The sequence below is a fragment of the Streptomyces sp. NPDC048606 genome, from assembly GCF_040650855.1.
Classification (GTDB): Bacteria; Actinomycetota; Actinomycetes; order Streptomycetales; family Streptomycetaceae; genus Streptomyces.
Map to the genome: position 1 here is coordinate 114,606 of NZ_JBEZIB010000024.1, position 22,986 is coordinate 137,591.

The window sequence follows — 22,986 nt, forward strand, 5'->3', positions numbered from 1 at the left end:
TCGGCGTTGTGGTGAGGTGCGTGCGGTCAGCCGGTCACGCGCAGCTCGACCAGCACGGAGCGCTTCGCACCGGAGGGGAGGTCGCCCTCTCCGACGGGCTTGAAGTCGTCCTCGGGCACCTCGACGGTGGTCTTCGCCTCACCGGCGGTCAGGTCGGCACTGATGGGGTGGTCCGCGGTCTCCAACGACGTGACGCGCGGCAGCTCCAAGGTGAGGTGTCCGGTCTTGCCGGAAGCCGCGAAGCAGTAGACCCCGGCCCGGCCGGTGGCCGCGTCGGAGACGGTCCGCACCTTGATCTGCGGTGCGGCCGGGTTGCAGTCGGCGAGCAGGAGGCGGCCGTCGCCCCTGATGAGCTTGATGCCCTTCTCGCTGAGGATCTTCGCCGCGTTCGGGTAGGCGAAGTCCTCGACCGCGAAGGGCGGAGCCTCGTCAGAAGCCGCCGCATCGGTGGCGACGGTGGCGGACGCGAGGGCGGGAAGGCCGAGGACGGCCACCGCGCAGGTCGCTCCGCCGATGAGGATATTGCGTATGCGCGAGGTCATTGAAGCCCTTTCAGGCGGAGGGCGGAGCTTCGGACAGCTCCGCGTGGCTGTTATCTGCGGCGCAAATGCTCGGCGCAAGTTATCCAGCCGATCTGTTGGTTCGTCAACTTGGAAAAAAGCATACGATTTCATGCTAGATGATCATGAATCAGACATTTGTTGGGATGGATTTTCCGGGGCAGGAAACCCGGATAATCAGGAATCTAAAATTCCGGAAGGTGCTCTGACCTGCAGGTTCTCCGCCTGATGGTCGCGGTTGAGGCAAAGTTTGAAACTCGATAGGGAAGTTGATGTGGAATCAACTCTGGTTGAACTGACCTGTGTGACGTGGCTACTCTCTCGGGGCCGACATACGGCAACCGGCAACTGAAGGTGCCGGGTGATGAGATGAGTGGTCTTGATAGGAAGAGAACTACCGAACCGGCGGACGGGGAGGGCACCACGTGCGTTTCGCGCGTTGGGCCTGAGCCTGCTGCCGATGACCATGGTGGTGGGCCTTCTCGGCGCGGCTCCCGCACAGGCCACCGAGCCCGGTACCGGCGGGGCGGGCTCAGGTGCCATTCCGGCCACCGACCGGGGCCGGGTACTGGAGCTGTGGAAGGCCGGCGGCCCCGGGATCAAGGCTTACGCCGAAGTCGCCCTGACCGGCAGTGATGATGACGTCAAGCACTTCCTGCAGGTCGTGGCGGCTCCCACGACCCTGCAAGACGACCGGCTCGCCGTCACTCAGGTCGCGAGCCTGGGCGGTCGCAACCTGCAGGACGCGGTCCGCCGTGTGCTGGACGGTTCCGACGCCGAGCTGAGGGCCTTCCTCAAGGACGGCTGGAAGGCGCCCCTGGAGCAGGACCACCGTGTCCGCGTCACGCAGATAGTCAGCACGGGCGGCAACGAGGTCAAGGAAGCCGGCCGAGCCGCTCTCAACGGAACGAGCGAGGACCTCAAGGCCTTCCTCGACCGGGGGCAGTACGACAGGGTGGAGGTGGACGAGCGGGTCCAGCTCACCCAGATCGTCAGCACGGGTGGCCCCAATGTGCGCAAGGCCGGCCGGATCGCTCTCGGTGGGAGTCCGGCTGACGTCCGGGAATTCCTGCAGGTGGGCCAGTATGTTGCCCGCGCCCGCGACCAGGAGTACGCCACTGTCGCGCAACTGGCGGCCCAGGCGAAGGAAGCGGGACGTCAGGCAACCGCGGAGACCGAGTCCGCCAAGGCCACATCCGCGATCGCCGTGAAGGCTGCCGAAGAGGCCAAGAAGGCGGCGGAGAGGGCCGCGACCGAGACCGAGGCAGCTGCCGGGGACTCCCGCAAGGCGTCGCTGGCCGCCCGCCGCGCGGCCACAGCGGCAGGTCACGCCGCGACCGCCGCCCAGCAGGCCATCGGTGCCGCCCGAGCCGCCACCAACTCCGCTCGCATCGCGGCGAATGCCGCCAACCAGGCGGCGGCAGCGGCCGCAGGAGCGGCCCGCGCCGCGGCCGATGCCCGAACCGCTGCCGGCCATGCCGCCACCGACGCCGGCGCGGCGAAGACCGCGCGCGAGGCGGCCGAGAACGCCCGCGACGCGGCCAAGGGAGCCCGTGAGGCCGCAGGCGCCGCCGACCAGGCCGGCCTCGCCGCCTCTGCCGCGGGAGACGCGGCCAAGGCCGCGATCAGCGCCGGTGACCACGCGGACAGCGCCGCCGACTCGGCGGTCCGGGCCAGTGACCTCGCCGACCGGGCCGGTGCCCACTCCGATGAGGCGGCGGCGGCAGCGGCCGCCGCCAAGCGCCACGCGAAGGAAGCCAGTCGTGCCGCCCGGGCGGCCGAAGGCTACGCCCGGGAAGCGGCCGCTGCGGCTCGCGAGTCGCGTGACGCGGCCAATTCCGCCGCCACGCATGCGGAGAACGCCGCCACGGCGGCCGACGAAGCGGCCGATCACGCGGGTGAAGCCGCCACGGCGGCCGCGAAGTCCACCGCTCACGCGAAGGCGGCCAAGGAAGCGGCGGACCAGGCCACCGCAGCCGTCGGCAAGGCGAAGGGCGTCGATCAGATCGCCCGCAAGATCGAAGCCGAGGAACTCACGGCCCGCACCAACGCGGGCATCGCTCGGGCGCAGGACCTCAAGGCCCAGGCGGACCAGAGGGCGAAGAACCAGCTGGCCGTCACCCAGCAGGGCAAGACGGTCGAAACCGAGGCCCAGGCACTGGCAACCGAGGCCGCGAAGCCCGGTGCCGCGACGGGGCCGCTCGCGGCCAAGGGTCGCAACGTCGCGTTTCAGACGCTGAAGTTCGGCGGACCGTGGAGCCGCACGGCCGCCGAGGTGGCCCTCGCGAGCCCCGACAAGGACGTCGTCGAGTATCTGCGCACGGGCCGTCGGCAGGCCCAGGAACAGGACGACCGTGCCCGCGTCGAGGACCTTGCCGCCGGTTCCGGCTCCGCGAAGGTACGGGCAGGAGCGGTGGAAGCGCTCAAGGGCGGCGCATCGAAGATCGGCGAGTTCTGGCAGACCGGCCAGTACCAGGTCATGGGTGAGGACCTCCGGCTCTACATCACCCAGCTGATCTCGACCGGCGGCCCCATCACGAAGGACGCGGGCCGAGCGGCACTGAACTCCGGAAAGGTCGAGACCTACAGGGAGTTCCTCAACACCGGTCAGTACCTTTCCCGCTACGAGGACGAACGCGTCCGAGCCACTCAGCTGATCAGCGCCGGTGGCCCGGAAGTCAAGGCGGCCGCCCGAATCGCCCTCGAAGGCCCGGCCGACCTTCTGCACGCCTTTGTTCAGACCGAGCAGTACAAGGCCCAGCAGAAGGACCAGCTGGCAGCCACCCATGTCGCACAGATTTCGCAGCTGATCTCGGAAGCCGCGCGCATCGCGGCGACCGCCCAGGGGAGTGCTGCCGAAGCGGCCGCGGCCGCGGCCACGGCGCGTGCGGCGGAGGCCGAAGCGGGCCAGTACGCCCAGCAGGCACGGAACTCGGCAACGGAAGCCGACACCCATGCCAAGCAGGCGGCGAAGTCCGCGAACGAAGCCGAATCCTCTGCCGCCGCCGCTGCGGCATCGGCCCGAACCGCTCGACAGGCCGAGAGCGAAGCCCAGCGCGCGGCGGTGCGAGCGGTCAATTCCGCGGCAGACGCACAGCGGTCCGCGAACTCGGCGCGTGCCTCGGCGAACGCGGCATGGAGCTCTGCCCATCAGGCACGGGACTCGGCCGACGCGGCGGGCAAGGACGCGGACCAGGCGGAAAAGGTCAAGATCGAGGCCCTTGCGATCGCCATCGTCAAGCAGCAGGAGGAGGAAGCGCAGCGTCGGCAGGTCCTCGACGCGTGGGATGCGGACTACGGTCCCGACGAGCTCGTCAACGGCGACGGCGGGGACATGTGGGGGTGGGTGCCGGACTGGTTGAAGGACGGTGCCAGCACCGTGGCCAACTACGGCGAAGCGATCCTCACCAACTCGGAGATGTGGATCGGTGCCGGTGAATCAGCGCTCGGCGTCGTGATGATGGTCGGCGGTGCCGGCGGTGACATCGCCGGCGGCGCCGTGTGCCTGACGGGTGTCGGTTGCCTGGCGGGGGCTCCGGCCATCGCCGTCTCGACCGGCCTCATCGTCGGTGGCGCCTATACCGCGGCGGATGGTGTCGGACGGTTCAACAACGGTCTCGGTACCGCACTCCGCGAGGCGGAAAGCACGCCGACGGGCCGTGCGGAGGAATGGCTCAGCAAGTCCGCCCGCGACAAGGTGCCCGACTCCCTGAAGAAGTACGAGGCCAAGAACCGCAAGGGCGTAGGGGTTCGATGGAACGACGGGAAGGGCAACGGAGTACGCATCGACAAGGGCGAGGCAAGCAACCCGCAGATATACCAGCAGGTGGATCATGTTGTGATCAACTCTGGTGGTAAGGTCATCGGCAGGGATGGCCAACCCATCGACGGGTCCATCAAGGAAAACGCCAAGATGGCTCACATTCCGCTCGAAGAGTGGAGCAAGTGGAAGTCCTGGAACCACCCGTGAATCGAAACCCCGAAAATGTGAGTCTGCCTGACATGCGGGCAGAAGTGGTCGGGGCCGTCCGCGCGCTCTCGGACCCCGAACACCAAAAGCGCGTGTGGATCGAGCACGAGTACCCCAGCGCGGGATACTTCGAGGATTTCACGATGAACGTGAACATTCTTGACGACGCCGCAGTGCTCGATCGTCCGCACGAGACCATCGGATACACGCTCGCATCGGCAGACGAAGCGGAAGCAATGGGCCGGTTGGCGGAACGAATCGATGCCGTCCTGAGTTCCGCGGGCGACAACGCGGCCGATCAGCGGATCATCACCGACCCGCTGTGGGAGACCGTCGTGGACGCGGCGCGCGCCGCGCTCCAGCTCCTGACGCTTCACGGATAGCGCAGTAACCAGTGGCCCGGACGTCCTGCGTCCGGGCCACTGCCGTTCGCATTCCCCCCACGTGGACACCCTGCCGACCACCCGCCACCACGGCGCCGGCGCCGGGATCGCCCTCAACGCCGTGGATCATCGAGCGGGAACGGGCCGACCGCTTGGGGTGGCGGACAGGCGGAGTAGTGTCCTGAGTGTCTGTTACATGTCAGGTGAGAGGGGTCGGGTCATGCGGGGGCGTAGTCGGCGGGCGGTCACCACGGTCGCGGGGTTGCTGCCCTTGCTCGCGTTCTGCGTCACGGGCTGCGGACCGGACGCGCAGGACCGGGGCGCTCCGCCGAGCGGCGGGGCCGCCGCTTCCGCCGACGCCCGCCCGCGGGCCTCGTCCGCTCCGCCGGCGCCCCGCCCGCTGACGGATGGTCAAACGACCTCGGCGTTGATCGGCCCGTCGGACCTGGCCGGGACCTGGACGACGACGAGCGAGGACCTGTCGCCGGACGTCGAGGACGGCGACCAGGGCATTCACGGCGTGGACGGGGACACCGCCTGCGACGAGGTGGTCGCCGCCTCCTTGCGTGCTCCGCGGTCCACGGCAACGGTCAGCCGGACCATGAGGCAGGCCACGGGGCAATCGACGGTCGGCGTCGTCGTTCAGGCGTACGCCGACGTCGAGGGCGCGCAGCGGCAGGTCGAGCAGGTACGGCAGCTCCAGCAGCGGTGTTCCGGGGCGACGGTCGAGTCGTGGACGGTGGAGTACGCGGCGTGGGGCACTCCGCCGCGCGGCGACGATTCCCACGGGATCCGGATGCACCTGGCCGGCAAGCGCTTCGACGAGGTCGTCATCCGCGTCGGGACGGCCACCTTGACCGTCACCTTCGCCGGGACCGCCGGTGACGACACCGCCCTGGTGGAAGCCGTCACGGCGCGGGCGACGGAGAAGCTGCGTAGCTCCTCCACCGGGTAGGCGGACCGGGGGAGCGCTTCGAGTACCGTCGCCCGGGGAGGGGCTCGCATGGACACGTGGAAGGACCTGACGGCGCGGCTGGACGCGCGCCTGGAGGCGGCGTCGCCCGGCGAACGCGGCGTCTTCGCCGCGGGCGTCGCCGAGCGGCTGATGGGCTGGCACGAAGCCCTGCCCGAGGACGAACGGGCGGCCTTCACACTGGGCCTGCGACCGCTCCTGCACGCGGTGTGGGAGGGCGTCCTCGGCGATCCAGAGGCGTACGTCGCCGTCAACCGTGGCCTGGCGGAGTTCATGCTCAGCGCGTACTGCCACGTCGACCGCCTGGTGGGACCCGAGGACGCCTACGAGCCCGCCGCCGCCGCGACCCTCCACGCCGCGCGCGCCTACGTCTTCGGATGCGCCGACTTCGCGGTCTGGGCCGGCCGCCGGGCCATCGACGACCGGCACCTCGAACACATCGCCGGCGTCGGGCTCGAGGACGGAGACCCCCTCGACACCGACAGCGCCCTGATCGACGAGCTGAAGCGGCAGCTGCGCGACCTCGACCTCATCGCCGCACGGGCGAAGGAACTGCGCCACGCCCGCTTCGGGCTGCCCCTGGCCACGTCCGAGCGGCTGCGCGCGGAACTGCGTACTCCGCTCTCCCGCCGAGACTGACGCGACTGACGGGACGGCGAGTGCCCTGTGCCCTACAGGCCCAGGCGCGCGACGAAGTCCGAGAAGGTGGGCGCCACGATCCGCCACCGGCACATTTGGGGATCCGTCCAGTAGTCACTGCCGACGACGCGCGGATCGGCGGGATCGGTGCGGTAGTCGAGCGCCAGGGCGCCGTCGTCGCCGGGGTTGCGGGTGCAGGCGATCAGGACGGCCTGTTCGACGTCCAGCCAGGGCAGTTCGAGCGGGACGGCGCTCGCGCTTCCGCGCGCCTGGCGGAAGTACGCGGAGTGCGGATGCGGATCGTCGGCGATCAGGTCCATCGACCGGGACGCGAACGTCATCTGCTCCGGGTCCCGCACGAAGGCGAGGGGGTCCTCGAACCACGGGACGACCTGCGCCATGGCCGCGTCGCCGGGGTGTCGCCACAGGCCGCGGTCGATGAGGGACATCAGCGGGACGGGCAGGGGAAGTCCGCGGACTGTCGAAGAAGCCATGCCCACAGCCTCGCACGGCGACGGGGCAGCGCCGGGAATACGTCAGTGCCCTCGCCGCACGCCTGGTATGAACTGATCATGAATACGGCAACGCTTGACCCGATGGAACGTCTGCTCGCCGAGCGGGCCTGCGAGCGCCTGGTCGTCGAGTTCGTCCACCGGCTCGACCTCGGGGACCCCGGCTCGGTCGCCGAGCTCTTCACGCCGGACGGGATCTGGCGATGGCCCGCCGGTGACCGTCGCATCGCGGGCCGCGACGCCCTGCGCACCTACTTCGGCGACCGGCCGGCGGATCGACTGTCACGCCGGATATGCGCCAACGTCCTGGTCGACGTGAGCGCCGTGGACACCGCCTCCGCCACCACCTACTTCACGACCCACCGTGTCGACGGCTACGTCGAAGGCCTCGTCCCGCCCCGGCCCCCGGCACAGGTGGGGCACTACGAAGACACGTTCCGCAAGGTGGACGGCACCTGGCTGCTCTCCGTACGGACGCTCCACCTCGCCTTCGGCGGTCCCACCGAACGCCTCGACCCGCCCGGCCGTCCCTGAGGCCGCCGACGGGGCTTCGGGCCGTCCGGATCAGCGGAAGTCCGCGGCGTGGTCCACCGCCCACTGCCGGAAGGGCCGGGCCGCGGTGCCCGTGATGCGCTCGACCTCGTCGTTCACCGGCTCCGGATCGTCGAGCATCGACGCCTGGGCCGGCAGCACGGCCTCCACCAGCTCGGCCGGGTAGCCCGCCGCCCTCATCTCCTTGACGGCCTCCTCCAGCGTGAGCTCCTCGAAGCGCAGCGGTCGCCCGATCGCCTCGCCGATCAGGGCCACCTGACGTTCCTGGGTGACCGCTTCGGGGCCGGTGAGCAGGGGGCGGGCGCCGAGCAGGGCGTCGGTCGTCAGCGCCCGCACCGCGACCGCGGCGATGTCCGCCTCGTGGATCAGCGGGCGGGCCAGCCCCGCCAGCGGCGCCCGTACGACACCGGAGGCGCGGACGTCGTCCGCCCAGCCCAGCGTGTTGCTCGCGAACCCGGTGGGCCGCAGCGCCGTCCACTCCAGGCCCGACGCCTCGATCAGCCGCTCCAACTCGGTGTGGAACAGGGTGATCGCCTCGCCGGGCGCCCCCGTCTCCTTCCCCTTCCCGACCCCGGCGGATGACAGGTACACCACCCGCCGGGCCCTCTTCCCGATGGCGTCGATCACCTCCGCCGCGCCTTCGGGGCTCAGGAACGGCCACACCAGGAACACCGTGTCGACCCCGTCCAGGGCCTCGGTCAGGGACGCGGGATCGGCGAGGTCGCCGCGTACCGCCCGCACGCCCTCGGGGAGGTTCGCCTCGCCCCGTACGAGCGCCCGCACGGGCAGCCCGCTCGCGTGCAGTCGCGCCACCACCGCACCGCCGACCTTGCCGGTCGCACCGGTCACCAGGATCTCGGGCTGCGCCATCACACTCTCCTCGTCTCGCTCGCCGTTCGATGACACGACCTTCGTACGTCAACCAAACTTGAGGTCAAGCGTTGACGGCCGAAGCCGTCCGGACTGATCATGAAAGTCCGGGTCCGGCGGGCAGCGTGCGGCCGTCTTCGATCACGGATCCGCCGCGATCCCGCGATCCCGCGGCATCGTGCACCGCGTGACGAGGAGCGAGATTCATGCCCGAAACCCCCTGTGACATCGCGGCGTTGGCCAAGACCATCGAGACAGGAGCCGCCGAGCGCGACCGACCGGTGCTCGTGGGCATCGACGGCCCGGGCGGTACGGGGAAGAGCACGCTGGCCGCTCTGCTCGCCGCACACCTGCCGGATCCGGTGATCGTCCACATCGACGACTTCTACCTCCCTGCCGGCGATCGCCCCGCCCGCTCCGACACCCGTTCCGCCGCAGACGCCGTCTCCGTCGCCGCCAACTTCGACCTCGCCCGCCTCGACCAGCAGGTCCTGCGCCCCGCCGTCGCCGGCCTGCCGATGCGCTACCAACGCTACGACTGGGACAACGACCGCCTCGGTGACTGGACCGAACTGGCGCCCCTCACCCCTCTGATCGTCGAGGGCGTCCACGCGCTCCACGCCGATCTCCGCCACGCCTACACCCACACCATCCACTGCCAGGCTCCCCGCGACGTGCGTCTGAACCGGGGCCTGGCACGCGACGGAGAGGAGGCTCGCACCACCTGGGAAGACGAGTGGATGCCCGCGGAGGACGCCTACCTCGCGGCCCACCTGCCCCACCGGCACGCCGACACCCTCCTCGACAGCCACACCCTGTCGCCCGCCCCGGACGGAACCCCCCGCTACACGCTCGTCACCCCCACCCGGCCGTGAGTCGAGGTCGAGCGCGGGGCGGAGGGGTCAGGCGGACGTGCCGGGGGAGAGGTGGCGGGTGTCGCCGAGGGTGACGACCTGGCGGTTGTGGAAGAAGTCGTCCTCGCGGAGCGTGGTGATGCTGCCGGACGGTGCCCGGAAGGCGGCGTAGCCGGCCGACTGGATCGGCATCCTGATCCAGGACGCCACGACGCAGGTCAGGGAGCCGCCGTGCGTGACGATGATCTGGTGCTCGCAGGGGCTGCGCAGGATCTCGTCCATGGCCGCGTAGACGCGTCGCGCCCACACCTCCTTGGTCTCGGCGCCCCGCACGCCCTCGTCGTGGTCCATGCGCTCCCCGACGGCCGGGGGCGGGACGAAGCGCCGGTCGAGCCACTCCTGCGGCATCCCTTCCGCTTCGCCGTAGGACTTCTCCCGCAGTCTGCGGTCCAGCACCGGCTCGACGCCGAACACCTCGGCCACCGGACCCGCCGTCTCCCGGGTGCGCCGCAGGTCCGAGGAGTACAGCTCCACCTCGGTGCCGTCCGGGATCCGGGCTCGTAGGGCACGCGCGATGGAGGCCGCCGCACGTACGCCGACGGACGTCAGGCGTGAGTCGTGCCAGCCGCCGACGACCCCCTCGACGTGGTGCGTCGCCTCGGGATGGGTGACGACGTGAAGCGTGCGCATCGGGGGTGCGTGCCTTCCGTGTGTGGGTGGCGTCCTGGCCCGGCCTGGTGGCCGACCGCAACCATGGAACGAGTGCTTCGAACCGGCAAGCGATTTTCGCGCTGCGCGGGCTCGATGTCGTCTGATGTCCCGTCTCTGCCACGTCTAGGGTGTACCGATGGGTAACGAATCGAATCCGCAGGTTTTCTCGAACCGTTGGGCCGATGCCGTCGGGCCCGGCGGCGTGGAGTCGCCGCGGGATCACTGCCGGTGCATCCAGCACGGCTCCGGGGCGCAGGCGCCGACCCGCTTCCATCCGGAACGTCAGGACACCACCGCGCCCGGATGGATCCGCCTCCTGGAGCTGGTCGAGGAGGCGGCGGCCGACGGGCGGGAGGTCTTCAAGCCGCTGGTGGAACTCACCGCGCAGGAGCGGCGGCAGGTCGTCACCCTCCCGCCGACCATCGCGAAGCTGACCTCGGTGCGACACCTCGTGCTCTACGGCAGCAACCTGGTGCGCGTCCCGCCGGAGATCGGCGCGATGAAGAGCCTGGAGGAGTTCACCCCCTACACCTCCTACCGCCTGCACTGGTTCCCGTACGAGCTCACCCGGTGCCTCGACCTGAGCCGCAGCACGGTCAGCACCCGTGCCCTCTACGGCAACCCCAAGCGGCGGCCCCCGTTCCCGTCGCTGTCGGACGGGACGGCGGCCGGCCTCCGAGGGGTCGACCCCGAAGACCTCGACCCCGAGGTGTGGGGTGCCACGGCGATCCGTACGTGCAGCGTCTGCGACCGGCCGCTCCAGGGGGCGGACCTCCACCGGGTCTGGATCTCCCTCAGGACGTCGGGCGCCGACGTGCTGCCCCTGCTGGTCAACGCCTGCTCGACGGCCTGCGTCGAGGCGCTGCCCACGCCGGCCGACGGCTACGCCCGTACGCCGCACACCGGCGGGCCGCACACCGGCGGCCGGCCGGACACCGCCCGGCCCTCCGCCGGCTGACGCCTCGCCGGCGCCCGGCAGGCTTGGTCGTCACACCGCCCGGTGCAGCCCCATCAGCAGCAGCCACAGCTGTTCGGCGAGTGCGTCGGGGCCCATCGGGACGGTGCCGTGCAGCCAGTCCGCGAGGACCCCGGTGAAGGCGGCGGCCACCGCCGAGGCGACCAGTTCGGGGTGCGGGGCGCCGGCGGCCTCGCGTTCGGCGCGGGCGCGCTCGCGGAGCTCGTGGTGGAGGCGTTCGCCCAGGGGCCCAAGGCCGCCGGGCAGCAGCAGTACGCCGTACAGCGGCGCGCGCGCCGCCGCCTGCGCCAGGAATCCGGCCAGGGCGGCGGGAGGTTGCCCCGGTGGGCGTGCGCCCGGGCCGGTCTGCCAGGCGTGCAGGGCGTCGACCGCCGCGCGCACCACGTCCGCGCAGGCGTCCACCGCCAGCGCGGTGAGGTCCTCGTAATGCAGGTAGAAGGTGGCGCGGCCGACCCCCGCCCTCCGCACCACCGCGGAGACGCTGACCTCCGCGAGCGCGGCCGTGGCGCACTCGGCGAGCAGGCTCTCGCGCAGCCGCTGCCGGGTCCGTGCCGTGCGGGGGTCCGGGGCCCGCTCCTGGCCCGGGCTCACGCGGCCGCCAGTGCGGCGGCGAGGGCGAGCGCCGCCGGCAGGGCCTGGACGAACAGGATGCGGCGGTTGGCGGTCGCGGCCCCGTACACGCCGGCGATGATCACGCAGGCCAGGAAGAAGATCTGGGTGGCGAGCGAGTCGATCACCAGCGCCCAGACCAGTCCGGCGGCCAGGAAGCCGTTGTAGAGGCCCTGGTTGGCCGCGAGCGTCGCGGTGACGCGGGCGGTCTCCGCGTCGAACCCCGACAGGCGTCGCCCCGGGGGCCGCTGCCACAGGAACATCTCCAGCACCAGGAAGTACGCGTGCAGCGCGGCCACGAGGCCGATGAGTATCTGCGCCGTCGTGTGCATGGCCGCCTCCGGGGGTCCAGCTCTCCGTATATTTCCTGGACAACTGTACAGGATCTCGAAGAGCGGGCCCGCGCGGGCCCGAACCGGAGCCGGGCGCGCGAACGGCCGAGCGCTACGTCGACGGCCTGGGGCGCGGCGCCTCCACGGGCCGCTTCTGCGGCGGCGGCGTCTTCGGAGGGAAACTCGGCGGAACCTTCGGACCCTTGGCGTGCGCGACCTCGCTCATGCCTCGCCACGCTACGCCGCCCGCCCCCGCCGCGCAGGGGCATCGAGTACCCGCCGATGACGGTGGGTCGGCCGGCCCGAACGGTACGAAATGGGGCACGGTGGACCAGTCAAGACTCCCGCCAGGCCCACATCCCGCCCCGGAGGTTCCATGGCGACCAGCGGCACGCCCCGCATCGACGTCCCGAACGAGGCCCCGGCCCGGCCGTCGCTCGTCCTGGCGTCCCTGATCATCGTCGCCGCGGTGGCCAACCTGAACCTGTCCGTGGCCAACGTGGCGCTGCCCGCGATCGGGGAGGCCTTCGACTCCTCCCAGACCTCCCTGAACCTGGTCGCCGTCGGTTACTCCCTCGGCCTGGCCGCGTCCGTGCTCTACCTGGGCGCGATCGGCGACCGCCACGGGCGCAAGCTCCTGCTGCTCCTCGGCATCGCCCTGTCCGTCCCCGCCTGCCTGCTCGCCGCGTACGCGCCGAGCGACGGCGTCCTGGTGATGGCCCGGATCCTCGGCGGCCTCTCCGCCGGCATGGCGTACCCGACCACCCTGGCGCTGATCACCGCCCTGTGGGCGGGGCCGGGGCGGACCAAGGCGATCGCGCTGTGGTCGGCCCTGGGCGGCGGCATCTCCATGCTCGGCCCGGTGATCGCGGGCGCCCTGCTCGAACGCTTCTACTGGGGCTCGGTGTTCCTCGTCACCCTGCCCCTCGCCCTCGTCGCGCTGGTCATGGCCCTGATGTTCGTGCCCGCGCACGCCAACGAGTCGGTCGAACCGGTGGACAACCTCGGCGGGGTCCTGTCCGTCCTCCTGATCGCGGGACTGGTGCTGGCGATCAACTTCGCCGCCGTCCCCGGTCAGGGGAGCCTGGTCATCGGCCTCGCCGTGGTCGCCGTCGTGGCCGCGGTGGCGTTCTTCCTGCGCCAGCGCCGGGCCGCCAACCCCCTGTACGACCTCCGCATCGCCGGCCGGCGCACCTTCTGGGTCGCCGCGTGCGCGGGGATCATCGTCTACGGCTCCCTGATGGGGTCGGCGTTCATCAGCCAGCAGTACCTACAGAACGTGCTGGAGTACAACCCCGTCGAAGCCGGCGCCGCCATCCTCCCCCTCGTCGTGATGATGGTGCTCGTGGCACCGCGCTCCGCGAAGCTGGTCGAGACGCGCGGCGCCCGCGCGACCCTGCTGATCGGCTACACGTTCCTCTTCCTCGCCTTCGCCTGGATGCTGGTGTTCTGGGGCGAGGACAGCGGCTACTGGCAGATCGGCCTCGCCTACGTCTTCATCGGCATCGGCGCCGGCTTCGCCGGGACTCCCGCCTCCCACTCGCTCACCGGATCGGTGCCCGTACGCCGGGCCGGCATGGCCTCGGGCACCGCCGACCTGCAACGGGACCTCGGCGGGGCCATCATGCAGTCCGTCATGGGCGTCCTGCTCACCGCCGGCTACGCCTCGGCCTTCAGCGACGCGATCGCCGACTCCCCCGAGAGCCGGAAGGTGTCGGAGCAGGTCCAGAGCGAGCTGACGAAGTCGTTCGCATCCGCCGCCGAGGTCGCCCGACAGCACCCCCCGTACGCCGACCAGATCGTCGAGGCGGCCCGCCGGTCGTTCCTCCACGGCGACGACTGGGCGTACGCCGTCGGCCTGGCCGCCATCGGCCTGGGCGCGCTGCTGATCCTCTTCAGGTACCCGCACCGCGACGCCGAGCGGGAACTCCTGCTGCGCTACCACGCCGAGGACGCCGCCCCCGCCCCCGCCCCCTCCCCGGCGGGGAGGCCGAAGGGACCGGGGGCCTGAGGGCGGAGGCGCCGTCCGGCCCCCTCCCGACCGCCGGCCCCCTCCCGGCCACCGTCGACGTTGAGCCGTTCGGTTCGCCGGGGCACTCCATCGGGTCAGTGGCGGTCGCGCCACCCGGCCGCGACGGGGCGGCGGTGCTGTCGTGAACGACACCACCGACGGCCGATGCCACAGAGCTCCCGCCGTCCGCCGAGAAGCCCGTCCGCCACGAAAGCCGTCCGCCACGAACCGCCGAGGCTCACCAGCACATGAACAGCGCGATCGCGATCCTGGCGGACACCCCTCCGCAACTGCTGCCGGCCCGCCAGCTCATGGCCTTCACCCTGGCCTCCCACATCCTGCTCGTCCCCTTCGGCGTGGCCCTGCCCGCCATCACCCTCCTGATGCACTACCGCGGGCTGCGCAAGGGCGACGCCGTCGCCCTCCTGCTCGCCCGCCGCTGGTCGGCGGTCATGGCCGTGCAGTTCGCCATCGGCATCGTCACCGGGACCGTACTTTCCTTCGAGTTCGGTCTGCTGTGGCCGGGCCTGATGGGCCGGTGGGGCGACGTCTTCGGCATCGGCTTCGGGGTCGAGGCGTGGGCGTTCTTCCTGGAGGCGATCCTCATCGCCATCTACCTCTACGGCTGGCGACGCCTGGCGCCGTGGACGCACTTCTGGCTGGCCCTGCCCCTGCCGCTGACGGCCCTGTTGGGGGCGTTCGGCATCATCGCCGCGAACTCCTGGATGAACACCCCGCGCGGCTTCTCGCTCGACGCGGCCGGCAACCCCGTGGACATCGACATCCGCAGGGCCATCTTCACGCCGATGTTCGGCCCCGAGTACTGGCACTTCGTGGCGGGCGTCGTCCTCACCGCGGGCTACGTCGTCGCCGGGGTGTACGCGGTCGGCTGGCTGCGCGGCCGGCGCGACCACTACCACCGGCTCGGCTTCACCGTCCCCTTCACCGTCGCCGCGATCCTCACCCCCGTGCAGTTCGTGCTCGGGGACTCCATCGCCCGCTCGGTCTTCCACGAGCAGCCGGTGAAGTTCGCCGCCACCGAGATGGTCTGGAAGTCCGGAACCCACGTCCCCGAGATCATGTTCGGACGCCTGCACGCCGACGGAACGGTCACCGGCGGCATCAGGATCCCCCAACTGGACTCGATCCTCGCCGGCTTCAGCCCGAACACCGAGGTGAGGGGGCTGTCGTCGGTCCCCGCGAGCGACCGCCCGACGGCGACGCAGGCCACGATCGCCCACTGGGCGTTCGACATCATGGTGACGATCGGGAGCCTGCTCGTCCTGCTCGCCCTCTGGTACGGCTGGTGCTGGCTGCGGCGCCGCGACCTGCCGCGTTCACCGTGGTTCTTCCGGTGCGCCGCCGTCGCCGGGGCGGCCTGCCTGCTGGCGGTGGAATGCGGCTGGATCACCACCGAAGTGGCGCGCCAACCCTGGATCGTCTACGAGAACATGCGGGTCTCCGAAGCCGTCACGGACACCGCGGCCGGCCCGCTCTGGACGATGCTCGCCGTCGTCATCGTCGTCTACGTCCTGATCTTCGGCACCTTCCTGGGCGTCCTGCTCAAGATGCGCACCCGCTGGCGGGCCGCCGACGAGCGACAGGGCGCGGCCGAGACCGCCGGCACCCCGGAAACCGACGCCCCGTACGGCCCCCGGCGGGCGATCGCCGTCGCGGATCGGGCACGGGACGGCGGAGCGGATCGGGCACCGGATCACGGCTCCGCTCGCGGCGACGGAGGAGAGCGATGATCCAGGACGTCGTGGCCTGGGTGCTGCTGGCCGCCGTGGCGGCCTACGCGTGCGCGGGCGGCACCGACTACGGCGCCGGGTTCTGGGACCTCTTCGCCGGCGGGACCGCACGCGGCAAACGGCCCCGGTGGCTGATCGACCACGCCATGGAGCCCGTCTGGGAGACGAACAACGTCTGGCTCATCTTCGTCCTCGTGTTCATGTGGACCGGCTTCCCGATCCTGTTCCAGACGGTCTTCACCGCCATGTGGCTGCCCCTGGCCCTCGCGGCCGTGGGGCTCGTCCTGCGCGGCGCGGGCTTCGCCCTCCGCAAACCGATGACCGGCCTCGTGCGGCGCAGGATCTACGGCACCACCTTCGCCGCGTCCTCCCTCCTCGTGCCCTTCTTCCTCGGGGCCGTGGTCGGCGGACTGGCCACCGGCCGGGTCACCCCCGGCGCCGAGGCCTCCGCGGACGCGTGGTCGAACGGGACCTCCGTACTCGTCGGACTGCTCACCGTCGCCGCGACCGCCTTCCTGGGCGCGGTGTTCCTCACCGCCGACGCCCGCCGCTTCGACGCCCCCGACCTCGTCCACTACTTCCGGCTGCGGGCCTGGTGCAGCCTCGGGGCCATCGCCGTCCTGACCGTGATCGGCCTCGTCGTCACGCGCGACGACGCGCGCCACGTCCACGACGGCCTCACCGGCGGCGTCGGCCTCGCCTTCGTCCTGGCCGCCGCCGCCTGCGCGGTGGCCACCGCCGGGCTGCTGTACCGCACGGCCACGGGCTGGGCGAGGATCACCGCCGTCGGCAGCGTCGCCCTCGTCGTGGTCGCCTGGGGCCTGGCCCAACGCCCCTACCTGATCCCCACCTCGCTCACCGTGGACCAGGCGGCCGGCGCGCCGACGACACTGCGCTGGCTGCTCCTGGTCACGGTCATCGCGATCGTGCTGGTCGGCCCGCCGCTGGTCCTGCTCTACCGCCTGGACACCAGCGGCGCCCTGCAACCCCTCGCCGACGACGACCTGCGCCGGACGGCCGTGAACCGAGACCCGGGCTCACCCCCCGTCGCCTGACCCCCATGGGTCGAGGCCGGTGTAGATCGTGGCGGTGCGCCATCCGGGGGCGTTCACGGCCGCGGCCTCGCCGAGGTAGAGGGCGACGAGGGAGTCGGCGCGGCGCCACCAGGTGTCGGTGAGGCCGGCGACCTCGGGGACGGGCTCGAATCCGTCGAGGTCGAGCGTGTCGACCTCCTCGCCCGTCAGGGTGGTGGTGGCGCGCGCCCACCGGCGGGCGTGGTGGGCCAGTGCCAGCGCTTCGATCCATCCCTCGATGCCGGCGTGCAGCGGCGCCCAGGCGGTGCCCTGGAGGCCGAACTCCCCGTCGGGTCCGATCATGAACGAGTAGGGCAGTGAGGTGCGTTGGTCCCCGGCCCAGAACCGCCAACCCGGGTGGTATTCGTACGGCCGGTCCGCGCTCAGCGCGCGCGGGCCTCCGTCGTAGGAGGGGGAGGGCGGGAGGGCGAGTCCGCCCCAGGTCGCCTGGTAGGCGACCACGCGGTCGATCTCCGCGTCGGGGACCCCGTCTCGCGCCCATTCGGCGCGGTACGGCTCCAGGTCGACGCACTCGGTCCAGTGACCGTGCACGCGGACGAAGGACGCGGCCCTGTCCGTGAGGCCTTCGGGTGTCGCCTTGGCCAGGGGCACGTGCGCTCTCTCCTTCGGAGGGGCTCTGGGGGTTGTGGTCCCGTCATCCGGTGCGTCAGGTCACGGCGAGCCGGTCCACCAGCAGCCCCACCCGCGTCTCGGCGTCCCGCGCCGGCAGCCGTCCCGCGCGGGTGAGGGTGGCCAGCCCGTGCAGGGCCGCCCAGAACACCTCGGTGAACAGCCCCGGGTGGACGCCGTCCCCGGCGACGGCGTCGAGGGTCTCCAGCAGGGCCGCGAACGCGTCCTTCAGCGGCGCCGGGGTGTCCTCCTCCGCGAAGGCCAGGCCGCCGTCGAGCTCGAACATGGCGTCGTAGACCGCCGGGTTGCGGGTGGCGAAGTCGAGGTAGGCGCGGGCGAGGTCGGCGACCCGGGTGCGGGGGTCGTCCGAGGCGGAGGTCGCGGCCCGCAGCGCCGCGGCCAGCTCGGCGGCCCCCTCCAGGGCGACGGCGCCGATGATCTCGCGCTTGCCGCGGAAATGGCTGTAGAGGACGGGCTGGCTGTATTCGATCCGCTCGGCGAGCCGGCGGGTGGTGACCGCGTCCCAGCCCTGCCGCTCGGCGAGTTCACGGGCCGTGGCCACGATGAGGCGCTCGCGCTCCGCCCGTTCGCGCTGCTTGCGTTCCTGTACCGACATGATTCGATCCTAGCACTGCTAGACAATCGGGCGTCGATAGGTCTAGCGTTGCATCAAGAGCTAGCGCCGCTAGATTCCAGATGCGGGAGGGTCCGCCATGCACAACGCACTTCAGGTGTTCACCATCGTGGTCGTCGGCGTCATGGTGGGGGTGGAGTTCTCCGTCGCCTTCGTCATCAACCGGATCCTCGACGCCCTGCCCGAGGACAGCGGTCAACTCGGCCGCGCCCACGGCGGCCGGATGCTCGGCGCCGTGATGCCGGTCTGGTACATCGGCTCGCTCGTCCTCGTCGCGATATGGGCCGTCACCGGCTGGGCCGACCCCGGCGCCGGCCTCGTCGTCACCGCCGGAGCCCTCCTGGTCCTCAGCGTCGTCATGTCGCTGCTCCTGCTCGTCCCGATCAACAACCGGGGCAAGACGTGGACCCCGGAGAACCGGCCCGCCGACTGGAAGCAGCAGATGAAGCGCTGGGACCGCTACCACCACGTCCGCGTCGCCGTCATCGTCGGCGCCTTCGCCCTGCTCGCCGCCGCCCTCGTCTGACCGGGCGGGCGGCGGGCCGGCCCGCCACGCCGCCCGCCCGCCACGCCGTCGGGTCAGTCCGCCGTGACGCCCGTGAGGACGGCGAGGACGGCCAGCCGGATGCGGTTGTCCCGACCCGTCTTCGCCATCAGGTTGGCCACGTGCGTCTTCACCGTGGTGACCCCCAGATGCAGCCGGTCGGCGATCTCCTTGTTGGACAGGCCCACGCCCAGGAGCCCGAGGACCTCCCGCTCGCGCGGCGTGATCCCCGCGACCGCGGGCTCCCCGGCGACCTCCGGGGAGGAACGCGAACGCAGGGCCTGGGCGACGAGCCGGTCGAGGACGTCCCGGCTGAACGGGGTCCCGCCGCCGGCGGCCCGACGTACGGCCTCCAGGAGCTCGGCCGGCGGGGTGTCCTTGACGAGGAACCCGCAGGCACCCGCCGCGAGGGCCGGATACAGATGGTCGTCGTCGTCGAACGTGGTGAGGGCGACGACCCGGGAGGCGGGCCGCGCGGCCAGGATGCGGCGCGTGGCCGTGATGCCGTCCGTGCCCGGCATCCTCAGGTCCATGAGGACGACGTCCGGCGCGAGACGTTCGGCCAGCCGAACCGCCTCCGCCCCGTTGTCCGCCTCGCCCCCGATCTCGATGTCCGGGGCCTGCTCGAAGAGCATGCGCAAGCCCATGCGCACGAGGTGCTGGTCGTCGACGACGAGGACGCGGATCACGGGCGGGGCTCCCTGTGGATCGCGGGTACGGGAAGTTCGGCTCGCAGTCGCCAGCCCTCGGCGGCGGGGCCCGCGTCCAGTCGGCCGCCGAGCAGGTCCACCCGTTCGCGCATGCCGATCAAGCCGTGTCCGGCCGGACCGCCCGTTCGCGTCGGGTTCCCGCCGGCCCGGCCGGCCCCGTCGTCCTGGATCGTCACGTGCACGGCGTCCTCGGCCACCCGCACCGTCAGCTCGGCGTGCGCGCCCGGCCCCCCGTGCCGCGCCGCGTTGGCCAGACCCTCCTGCGCCAGACGCAGCACGGCCAGCCCGTGCACCGCGTCGAGCCCCGCGACCCGCGGATCCACGGACGGGGTCACCCTCAGACCGGCCTGACGGACGCGCGAGACCACCGACTCCAACGCCGCCGGCAGCGCCCCGGGCGTGACCAGGGAGTCGTCGCTGCGCGGTCCGCTCCGGTCGGGGTCCCTCAACACGGTGACCAGGCGCCGCAGATCGGCCAACGCCGCGCCGGCGCTGGAGTGCAGGTCGTCCAGGACTTCGGTGATCCGGGGATCGGGGGTGCCGGTCGCGGCGAGGACGTGCCGGGCGACGCCGACGCGCAACACCATGGAGGAGACGTGGTGCGCGACGAGGTCGTGCAACTCCCGGGCGATGGCGGTGCGTTCCGCCGTACGGGCGGCCAGGAGCCGTTGCTCGGCCCGCAGCTCCTGTTGCCGCGCGTACGCGCGCGCCTGCGCCGCGGCGTCACGGGTGACCCGTACGTAGGAGCCCAGGAGCAGCGGCGCGCCGGCGAGCATGGCCATCTTGTAGAGCACGGGCAGCAGACCGCCGGGCAGCTCGTCGAAGCGGTGCACGGCGACGGTGAGGGCCAGTGCCGTCGCCCCGGTGGCGAGGAGGCGTCCGGAACGCTGCACCGCCAGCTCGAAGAGGGTGACGGCGGCCAACACCTTCAACGACGAGGCGGTGCCCGCGCCCAGCGCGTGCGCGGCCACGAGCAGCGCCGACTGCGCCAGGAGCGAGGCGAACACCCACCTCCCCGCGACGAGGCACAGCACGAGACCGCCCGCCGCGACGCCCCAGTCGAGCGCCCCGGACGGATGCCGCAACAGCAGGAAGTAGCCGACGAGTACGCCCGCGAGCGCCAGGATCCGTAAGCCGGCGAATCTCTTGTCGAACGCGAGCTCGATCCACGGTCGGTTCATGGCCCCACGATAGGCGGGCGTCCGTGCGTCAGGGGTCCTGCCGTGGGAGGAGGACGGCTCCTCCCACCGGCCGCGTGGTCGGGCCGGTGGAGGGAACCGGCGGCCCGGTTCGGGCGCCGAGGATGATCGTCATGAACACCGAGGCGAACACGATGACGAACGCGAACACGAAGACGAGTGCCGGCGCGAGCAGGGGCACGAGCAGGGGCACGGGTACGGGTACGGGTACGGGCAGGACGGCGGGATCCGCCGCCGTGGGACGGCGCTCCCTCCTCGGCGGTGCGGCCGCCCTCGGCCTGGGGAGCGCGGCCTTCGCCGGCGCCGCCCGGGCCGCCGAGGCCCCGTCGGAGTCCCGCCGGCAGGGCGGCCGCTTCCAGGGCAGGTCCGTACTGGTCACGGGCGGCACGTCCGGCATCGGCCGGGCGACCGCGAAGGCGTTCGCCCGCGAGGGGGCCCACGTCGGATTCTGCGGCCGACGCGCCGAGTTGGGGCGCCAGGTGGAACGGGAGATCCGGGACGCGGGCGGCGAAGCCGTCTACTTCCAGGCCGACGTACGCGTGGAGGCCCAGGTGCGCGCCTTCGTGGACCGGGTCGCGAGCCGCTACGGCGGCATCGACGTGGCCTTCAACAACGCCGGGATCGGCGCCGGAAAGCCGCCCCACGAGATGAGCGTCGAGGAATGGGACGACGTCCAGGCCACCAACGCCCGGGGCGTGTTCCTCTCGATCAAGTACGAGATCCCGCACATGCTCGGTGAACGGCGCGGCGTCATCATCTGCACCTCGTCGTCGGCGGCCGAACAGGCCCGGCCGAACAGCGCCGCGTACACCGCGAGCAAGCGCGCGGTGCAGGGCCTGGTGAAATCCGCGGCGCTCGCCTACGGTCCCCAGGGGATCCGGATCAACGCCCTGCTGCCCGGCACCACCGACACCCCCTTCGTCCGCCCGCCCGGCATCCCGGACGCGGACTGGACGCGGTACAAGCAGGCGTGGGGACCGCTCAACGTCGACGGCCTCGAACGGATGGCCGACGCCGAGGAGATCGCGCGCGCCGTGCTCGGGCTCGCCTCCGACGACTTTCCCTACATGACGGGCACGTCCGTCACGGTGGACGGCGGAAGCACTGCGGGCCGCAAGATGATCCAGCCGAGCACCACCTGAACCACGACACCACCACCACCGAGCCGCAGAGGTACCCGCCCTGCGCACCCGACTCGTCCTGGGCCTCGCCCTGCTGATCCTGCCGGCCCTACGCCGCCGGGACCCCGACCGGTCGGCGGAGGCGTAGGGCACGCACCACCCCGACGACCGGGGCGGCGACGCCACGAGGACAATGGGGGCGTGACGGTGTTCGACGCGGAACGGATGGGAGCCCTGGTCGGCGAGTCCGCCGAGGCCGAACGGTTCGCGGTGGGCGGCGCCGACGTGGTCCTGGGCCCCTCCGGGACACTGATCATCGCGGAAGCGGCGGACGTCCCGGGCCGGAGCGGGGTGTGGAACGCGGAGGAGTTCCGCCTGTTCGGCCCCGCGCCCGCGTCGGTGACCGATCGCCTGATGGAATCGCCCCTCCACATCGCCGTCCGCACGGGCGCGGAGGTGCTCTACCTGGGCACCGCGTTCATGAGCCAGTGCGCCATGTCAGACGGTGTGCTGACCGACTGCGAACTGCTCCTCGACACACCCCTGAGCAGGGACCTCCTCGACCGGGTGCGCCCGCCCGGCCCGCCGGTGGACCTTCCCGGCCTGGGGTGGCTGGAGGAGGTGAACGGCGACCGCGCGGCGGCACTGGAGGAGTTCGTCACCACCTGGTACCCCGCCGGCACCGAATCGGACCACGACGCCGCCCACCCCACGCCCCCTCTGCCACCCGCCCTGAGACACCTGCACCGGCTCGCGCGGCAACGGCCGGCGGCCCTCGGCGCCCAGAACAGGATCCTGCCCGGGTCGGACCCGCGCACCGACCCCCTCGGGGAGATGATCGTCTTCGGCGTCGAGAACCAGGGCGGCTTCTTCTGGTCCCTCCTGTGGACCCTCGACGCCCCCGACCTGGCCCCCGACGTCGATCCGACCGTCTGGTTCCGCTGCCACGACGAGCCGCCGATCGCGGAACGGGAACCGCTCAGCGGGTTCCTGCTCCAGTTCGCGCTCTACGAGGCCTCCATGGGCGCCGCCCACCTGGCCCTGGCCCGCGGACTGACCCGGGCCGAGGTCGAGCACCTGACCCGGAACCTGCGCCCGGTGCCCCTGCGCCCCTTCCAGCCCGGCTCCGCCACCCGCTTCCACGTGGCCCCCGGCCTGGTCCTGCACGTCGACGCCGCCCTCCACGGCGACCGCTACGACGCCTGGGCCGGCGCCACCCACCGCAGCGCCCTGACCCCCCTGGCCGACGTCCCGGTCACCTGGACGCGCTTCGACGGCTAAGGGTTGTCCCGTAAATGATCTTTGAGTTGCCTCGGGGATAGTGGGCTGCTGTACCGCCCGTAGGCCTATCCGGCGAGGGCGAGGTTGTGCA

General features: G+C 71.9%; 24 protein-coding genes. 14 read left to right on the forward strand and 10 right to left on the reverse strand.

All coding sequences use genetic code 11. The annotated features are described in order from the left end of the window. Positions 1-26: 26 nt before the first annotated feature. A complete protein-coding gene (locus AB0D01_RS25125; RefSeq protein WP_363058901.1) occupies positions 27-542 on the reverse strand; it encodes a hypothetical protein in 516 nt (171 codons plus the stop codon). Between AB0D01_RS25125 and AB0D01_RS25130 the strand changes: the two genes are divergently transcribed. From AB0D01_RS25130 to AB0D01_RS25150, 5 genes are all read left to right on the forward strand, one after another. Then, positions 529-789 (forward strand): hypothetical protein, encoded by a 261-nt coding sequence (locus AB0D01_RS25130; RefSeq protein ID WP_363058902.1) that lies wholly within the window; start codon positions 529-531, stop codon positions 787-789. The two genes, AB0D01_RS25125 and AB0D01_RS25130, sit on opposite strands and share 14 nt — an antisense overlap. 231 nt (positions 790-1,020) lie before the next feature. After that, entirely contained in the window at positions 1,021-4,530 is a 3,510-nt protein-coding gene (locus tag AB0D01_RS25135) for an ALF repeat-containing protein (RefSeq protein WP_363058904.1), read from the forward strand. A gap of 32 nt (positions 4,531-4,562) precedes the next feature. After that, the gene (locus AB0D01_RS25140) at positions 4,563-4,913 is read left to right on the forward strand and encodes a hypothetical protein (protein WP_363058906.1); all 351 of its coding nucleotides are present in this window, start codon (positions 4,563-4,565) and stop codon (positions 4,911-4,913) included. 220 nt (positions 4,914-5,133) lie between these two features. Next, positions 5,134-5,868, forward strand: coding sequence for a hypothetical protein (locus AB0D01_RS25145; protein ID WP_363058908.1), 735 nt, complete (start codon positions 5,134-5,136; stop codon positions 5,866-5,868). A gap of 48 nt (positions 5,869-5,916) precedes the next feature. After that, complete coding sequence (locus tag AB0D01_RS25150) at positions 5,917-6,525, forward strand: hypothetical protein (protein WP_363058910.1); 609 nt, start codon at positions 5,917-5,919, stop codon at positions 6,523-6,525. 32 nt (positions 6,526-6,557) lie between these two features. Here AB0D01_RS25150 and AB0D01_RS25155 read toward each other — a convergent pair whose 3' ends face one another. After that, positions 6,558-7,019 (reverse strand): hypothetical protein, encoded by a 462-nt coding sequence (locus tag AB0D01_RS25155; protein ID WP_363058912.1) that lies wholly within the window; start codon positions 7,017-7,019, stop codon positions 6,558-6,560. 78 nt (positions 7,020-7,097) lie between these two features. On the opposite strand from AB0D01_RS25155, the gene AB0D01_RS25160 reads away from it, so the two are divergent. Continuing rightward, entirely contained in the window at positions 7,098-7,571 is a 474-nt protein-coding gene (locus tag AB0D01_RS25160) for a nuclear transport factor 2 family protein (protein ID WP_363058914.1), read from the forward strand. A gap of 30 nt (positions 7,572-7,601) precedes the next feature. Here AB0D01_RS25160 and AB0D01_RS25165 read toward each other — a convergent pair whose 3' ends face one another. After that, entirely contained in the window at positions 7,602-8,459 is an 858-nt protein-coding gene (locus AB0D01_RS25165) for an NAD(P)H-binding protein (protein WP_363058916.1), read from the reverse strand. Between the two features lie 206 nt (positions 8,460-8,665). Here AB0D01_RS25165 and AB0D01_RS25170 point away from each other — a divergent pair, with 206 nt between their 5' ends. Further along, a complete protein-coding gene (locus tag AB0D01_RS25170) occupies positions 8,666-9,334 on the forward strand; it encodes a uridine kinase (RefSeq protein ID WP_363058918.1) in 669 nt (222 codons plus the stop codon). Between the two features lie 27 nt (positions 9,335-9,361). Here AB0D01_RS25170 and AB0D01_RS25175 read toward each other — a convergent pair whose 3' ends face one another. After that, positions 9,362-10,003, reverse strand: a complete 642-nt coding sequence (locus tag AB0D01_RS25175) for a histidine phosphatase family protein (RefSeq protein ID WP_363058920.1) — start codon at positions 10,001-10,003, stop codon at positions 9,362-9,364. A gap of 157 nt (positions 10,004-10,160) precedes the next feature. On the opposite strand from AB0D01_RS25175, the gene AB0D01_RS25180 reads away from it, so the two are divergent. Beyond that, positions 10,161-10,982, forward strand: coding sequence for a leucine-rich repeat domain-containing protein (locus AB0D01_RS25180; RefSeq protein WP_363058922.1), 822 nt, complete (start codon positions 10,161-10,163; stop codon positions 10,980-10,982). A 30-nt stretch (positions 10,983-11,012) separates the two neighbouring features. Here AB0D01_RS25180 and AB0D01_RS25185 read toward each other — a convergent pair whose 3' ends face one another. After that, on the reverse strand, positions 11,013-11,591 hold the full coding sequence (locus tag AB0D01_RS25185) for a TetR/AcrR family transcriptional regulator (RefSeq protein ID WP_363058924.1): 579 nt from the start codon (positions 11,589-11,591) through the stop codon (positions 11,013-11,015). Next, complete coding sequence (locus tag AB0D01_RS25190) at positions 11,588-11,941, reverse strand: DUF1304 domain-containing protein (RefSeq protein WP_363058926.1); 354 nt, start codon at positions 11,939-11,941, stop codon at positions 11,588-11,590. The genes AB0D01_RS25185 and AB0D01_RS25190 overlap by 4 nt, the downstream gene beginning before the upstream one ends. A 376-nt stretch (positions 11,942-12,317) precedes the next feature. Between AB0D01_RS25190 and AB0D01_RS25195 the strand changes: the two genes are divergently transcribed. The 3 genes from AB0D01_RS25195 to AB0D01_RS25205 all read left to right on the forward strand — a co-directional run bounded on the left by AB0D01_RS25195 (position 12,318) and on the right by AB0D01_RS25205 (position 16,758). Then, positions 12,318-13,952 (forward strand): MFS transporter, encoded by a 1,635-nt coding sequence (locus AB0D01_RS25195; protein ID WP_363058928.1) that lies wholly within the window; start codon positions 12,318-12,320, stop codon positions 13,950-13,952. A gap of 248 nt (positions 13,953-14,200) precedes the next feature. Beyond that, a complete protein-coding gene (locus AB0D01_RS25200; RefSeq protein WP_363058930.1) occupies positions 14,201-15,703 on the forward strand; it encodes a cytochrome ubiquinol oxidase subunit I in 1,503 nt (500 codons plus the stop codon). Next, complete coding sequence (locus AB0D01_RS25205) at positions 15,700-16,758, forward strand: cytochrome d ubiquinol oxidase subunit II (protein ID WP_363058932.1); 1,059 nt, start codon at positions 15,700-15,702, stop codon at positions 16,756-16,758. The genes AB0D01_RS25200 and AB0D01_RS25205 overlap by 4 nt, the downstream gene beginning before the upstream one ends. Here the strand turns inward: AB0D01_RS25205 and AB0D01_RS25210 are convergent. Both AB0D01_RS25210 and AB0D01_RS25215 read right to left on the reverse strand, forming a co-directional pair. Further along, positions 16,741-17,388 (reverse strand): hypothetical protein, encoded by a 648-nt coding sequence (locus tag AB0D01_RS25210; protein ID WP_363058934.1) that lies wholly within the window; start codon positions 17,386-17,388, stop codon positions 16,741-16,743. The genes AB0D01_RS25205 and AB0D01_RS25210 overlap by 18 nt on opposite strands. Positions 17,389-17,443: 55 nt before the next feature. Further along, the gene (locus AB0D01_RS25215) at positions 17,444-18,022 is read right to left on the reverse strand and encodes a TetR/AcrR family transcriptional regulator (RefSeq protein WP_363058936.1); all 579 of its coding nucleotides are present in this window, start codon (positions 18,020-18,022) and stop codon (positions 17,444-17,446) included. Between the two features lie 97 nt (positions 18,023-18,119). Here AB0D01_RS25215 and AB0D01_RS25220 point away from each other — a divergent pair, with 97 nt between their 5' ends. Further along, positions 18,120-18,566 (forward strand): DUF1772 domain-containing protein, encoded by a 447-nt coding sequence (locus tag AB0D01_RS25220; protein ID WP_363058938.1) that lies wholly within the window; start codon positions 18,120-18,122, stop codon positions 18,564-18,566. A 53-nt stretch (positions 18,567-18,619) separates the two neighbouring features. Here the strand turns inward: AB0D01_RS25220 and AB0D01_RS25225 are convergent, their stop codons facing one another. Next, a complete protein-coding gene (locus tag AB0D01_RS25225; RefSeq protein ID WP_363058940.1) occupies positions 18,620-19,273 on the reverse strand; it encodes a response regulator transcription factor in 654 nt (217 codons plus the stop codon). After that, the gene (locus AB0D01_RS25230) at positions 19,270-20,475 is read right to left on the reverse strand and encodes a histidine kinase (RefSeq protein WP_363058942.1); all 1,206 of its coding nucleotides are present in this window, start codon (positions 20,473-20,475) and stop codon (positions 19,270-19,272) included. The genes AB0D01_RS25225 and AB0D01_RS25230 overlap by 4 nt, the downstream gene beginning before the upstream one ends. Before the next feature lie 131 nt (positions 20,476-20,606). Here AB0D01_RS25230 and AB0D01_RS25235 point away from each other — a divergent pair, with 131 nt between their 5' ends. Both AB0D01_RS25235 and AB0D01_RS25240 read left to right on the forward strand, forming a co-directional pair. Beyond that, positions 20,607-21,635 carry an SDR family oxidoreductase gene (locus AB0D01_RS25235; protein WP_363058944.1) on the forward strand — a complete coding sequence of 343 codons (1,029 nt, stop codon included), beginning with the start codon at positions 20,607-20,609 and terminating at the stop codon, positions 21,633-21,635. A gap of 180 nt (positions 21,636-21,815) precedes the next feature. Further along, entirely contained in the window at positions 21,816-22,895 is a 1,080-nt protein-coding gene (locus tag AB0D01_RS25240; RefSeq protein WP_363058946.1) for a hypothetical protein, read from the forward strand. The last annotated feature ends 91 nt before the right edge of the window (positions 22,896-22,986 follow it).

Coding starts and splice junctions, on each gene's coding strand:
- AB0D01_RS25130 (WP_363058902.1), top strand. CDS start 529: ATGCGCGAGGTCATTGAAGCCCTTTCAGGCGGAGGGCGGAGCTTCGGA.
- AB0D01_RS25125 (WP_363058901.1), bottom strand. CDS start 542: ATGACCTCGCGCATACGCAATATCCTCATCGGCGGAGCGACCTGCGCG.
- AB0D01_RS25135 (WP_363058904.1), top strand. CDS start 1,021: ATGACCATGGTGGTGGGCCTTCTCGGCGCGGCTCCCGCACAGGCCACC.
- AB0D01_RS25140 (WP_363058906.1), top strand. CDS start 4,563: ATGCGGGCAGAAGTGGTCGGGGCCGTCCGCGCGCTCTCGGACCCCGAA.
- AB0D01_RS25145 (WP_363058908.1), top strand. CDS start 5,134: ATGCGGGGGCGTAGTCGGCGGGCGGTCACCACGGTCGCGGGGTTGCTG.
- AB0D01_RS25150 (WP_363058910.1), top strand. CDS start 5,917: ATGGACACGTGGAAGGACCTGACGGCGCGGCTGGACGCGCGCCTGGAG.
- AB0D01_RS25155 (WP_363058912.1), bottom strand. CDS start 7,019: ATGGCTTCTTCGACAGTCCGCGGACTTCCCCTGCCCGTCCCGCTGATG.
- AB0D01_RS25160 (WP_363058914.1), top strand. CDS start 7,098: ATGAATACGGCAACGCTTGACCCGATGGAACGTCTGCTCGCCGAGCGG.
- AB0D01_RS25165 (WP_363058916.1), bottom strand. CDS start 8,459: ATGGCGCAGCCCGAGATCCTGGTGACCGGTGCGACCGGCAAGGTCGGC.
- AB0D01_RS25170 (WP_363058918.1), top strand. CDS start 8,666: ATGCCCGAAACCCCCTGTGACATCGCGGCGTTGGCCAAGACCATCGAG.
- AB0D01_RS25175 (WP_363058920.1), bottom strand. CDS start 10,003: ATGCGCACGCTTCACGTCGTCACCCATCCCGAGGCGACGCACCACGTC.
- AB0D01_RS25180 (WP_363058922.1), top strand. CDS start 10,161: ATGGGTAACGAATCGAATCCGCAGGTTTTCTCGAACCGTTGGGCCGAT.
- AB0D01_RS25190 (WP_363058926.1), bottom strand. CDS start 11,941: ATGCACACGACGGCGCAGATACTCATCGGCCTCGTGGCCGCGCTGCAC.
- AB0D01_RS25195 (WP_363058928.1), top strand. CDS start 12,318: ATGGCGACCAGCGGCACGCCCCGCATCGACGTCCCGAACGAGGCCCCG.
- AB0D01_RS25200 (WP_363058930.1), top strand. CDS start 14,201: ATGAACAGCGCGATCGCGATCCTGGCGGACACCCCTCCGCAACTGCTG.
- AB0D01_RS25205 (WP_363058932.1), top strand. CDS start 15,700: ATGATCCAGGACGTCGTGGCCTGGGTGCTGCTGGCCGCCGTGGCGGCC.
- AB0D01_RS25215 (WP_363058936.1), bottom strand. CDS start 18,022: ATGTCGGTACAGGAACGCAAGCAGCGCGAACGGGCGGAGCGCGAGCGC.
- AB0D01_RS25220 (WP_363058938.1), top strand. CDS start 18,120: ATGCACAACGCACTTCAGGTGTTCACCATCGTGGTCGTCGGCGTCATG.
- AB0D01_RS25230 (WP_363058942.1), bottom strand. CDS start 20,475: ATGAACCGACCGTGGATCGAGCTCGCGTTCGACAAGAGATTCGCCGGC.
- AB0D01_RS25235 (WP_363058944.1), top strand. CDS start 20,607: ATGAACACCGAGGCGAACACGATGACGAACGCGAACACGAAGACGAGT.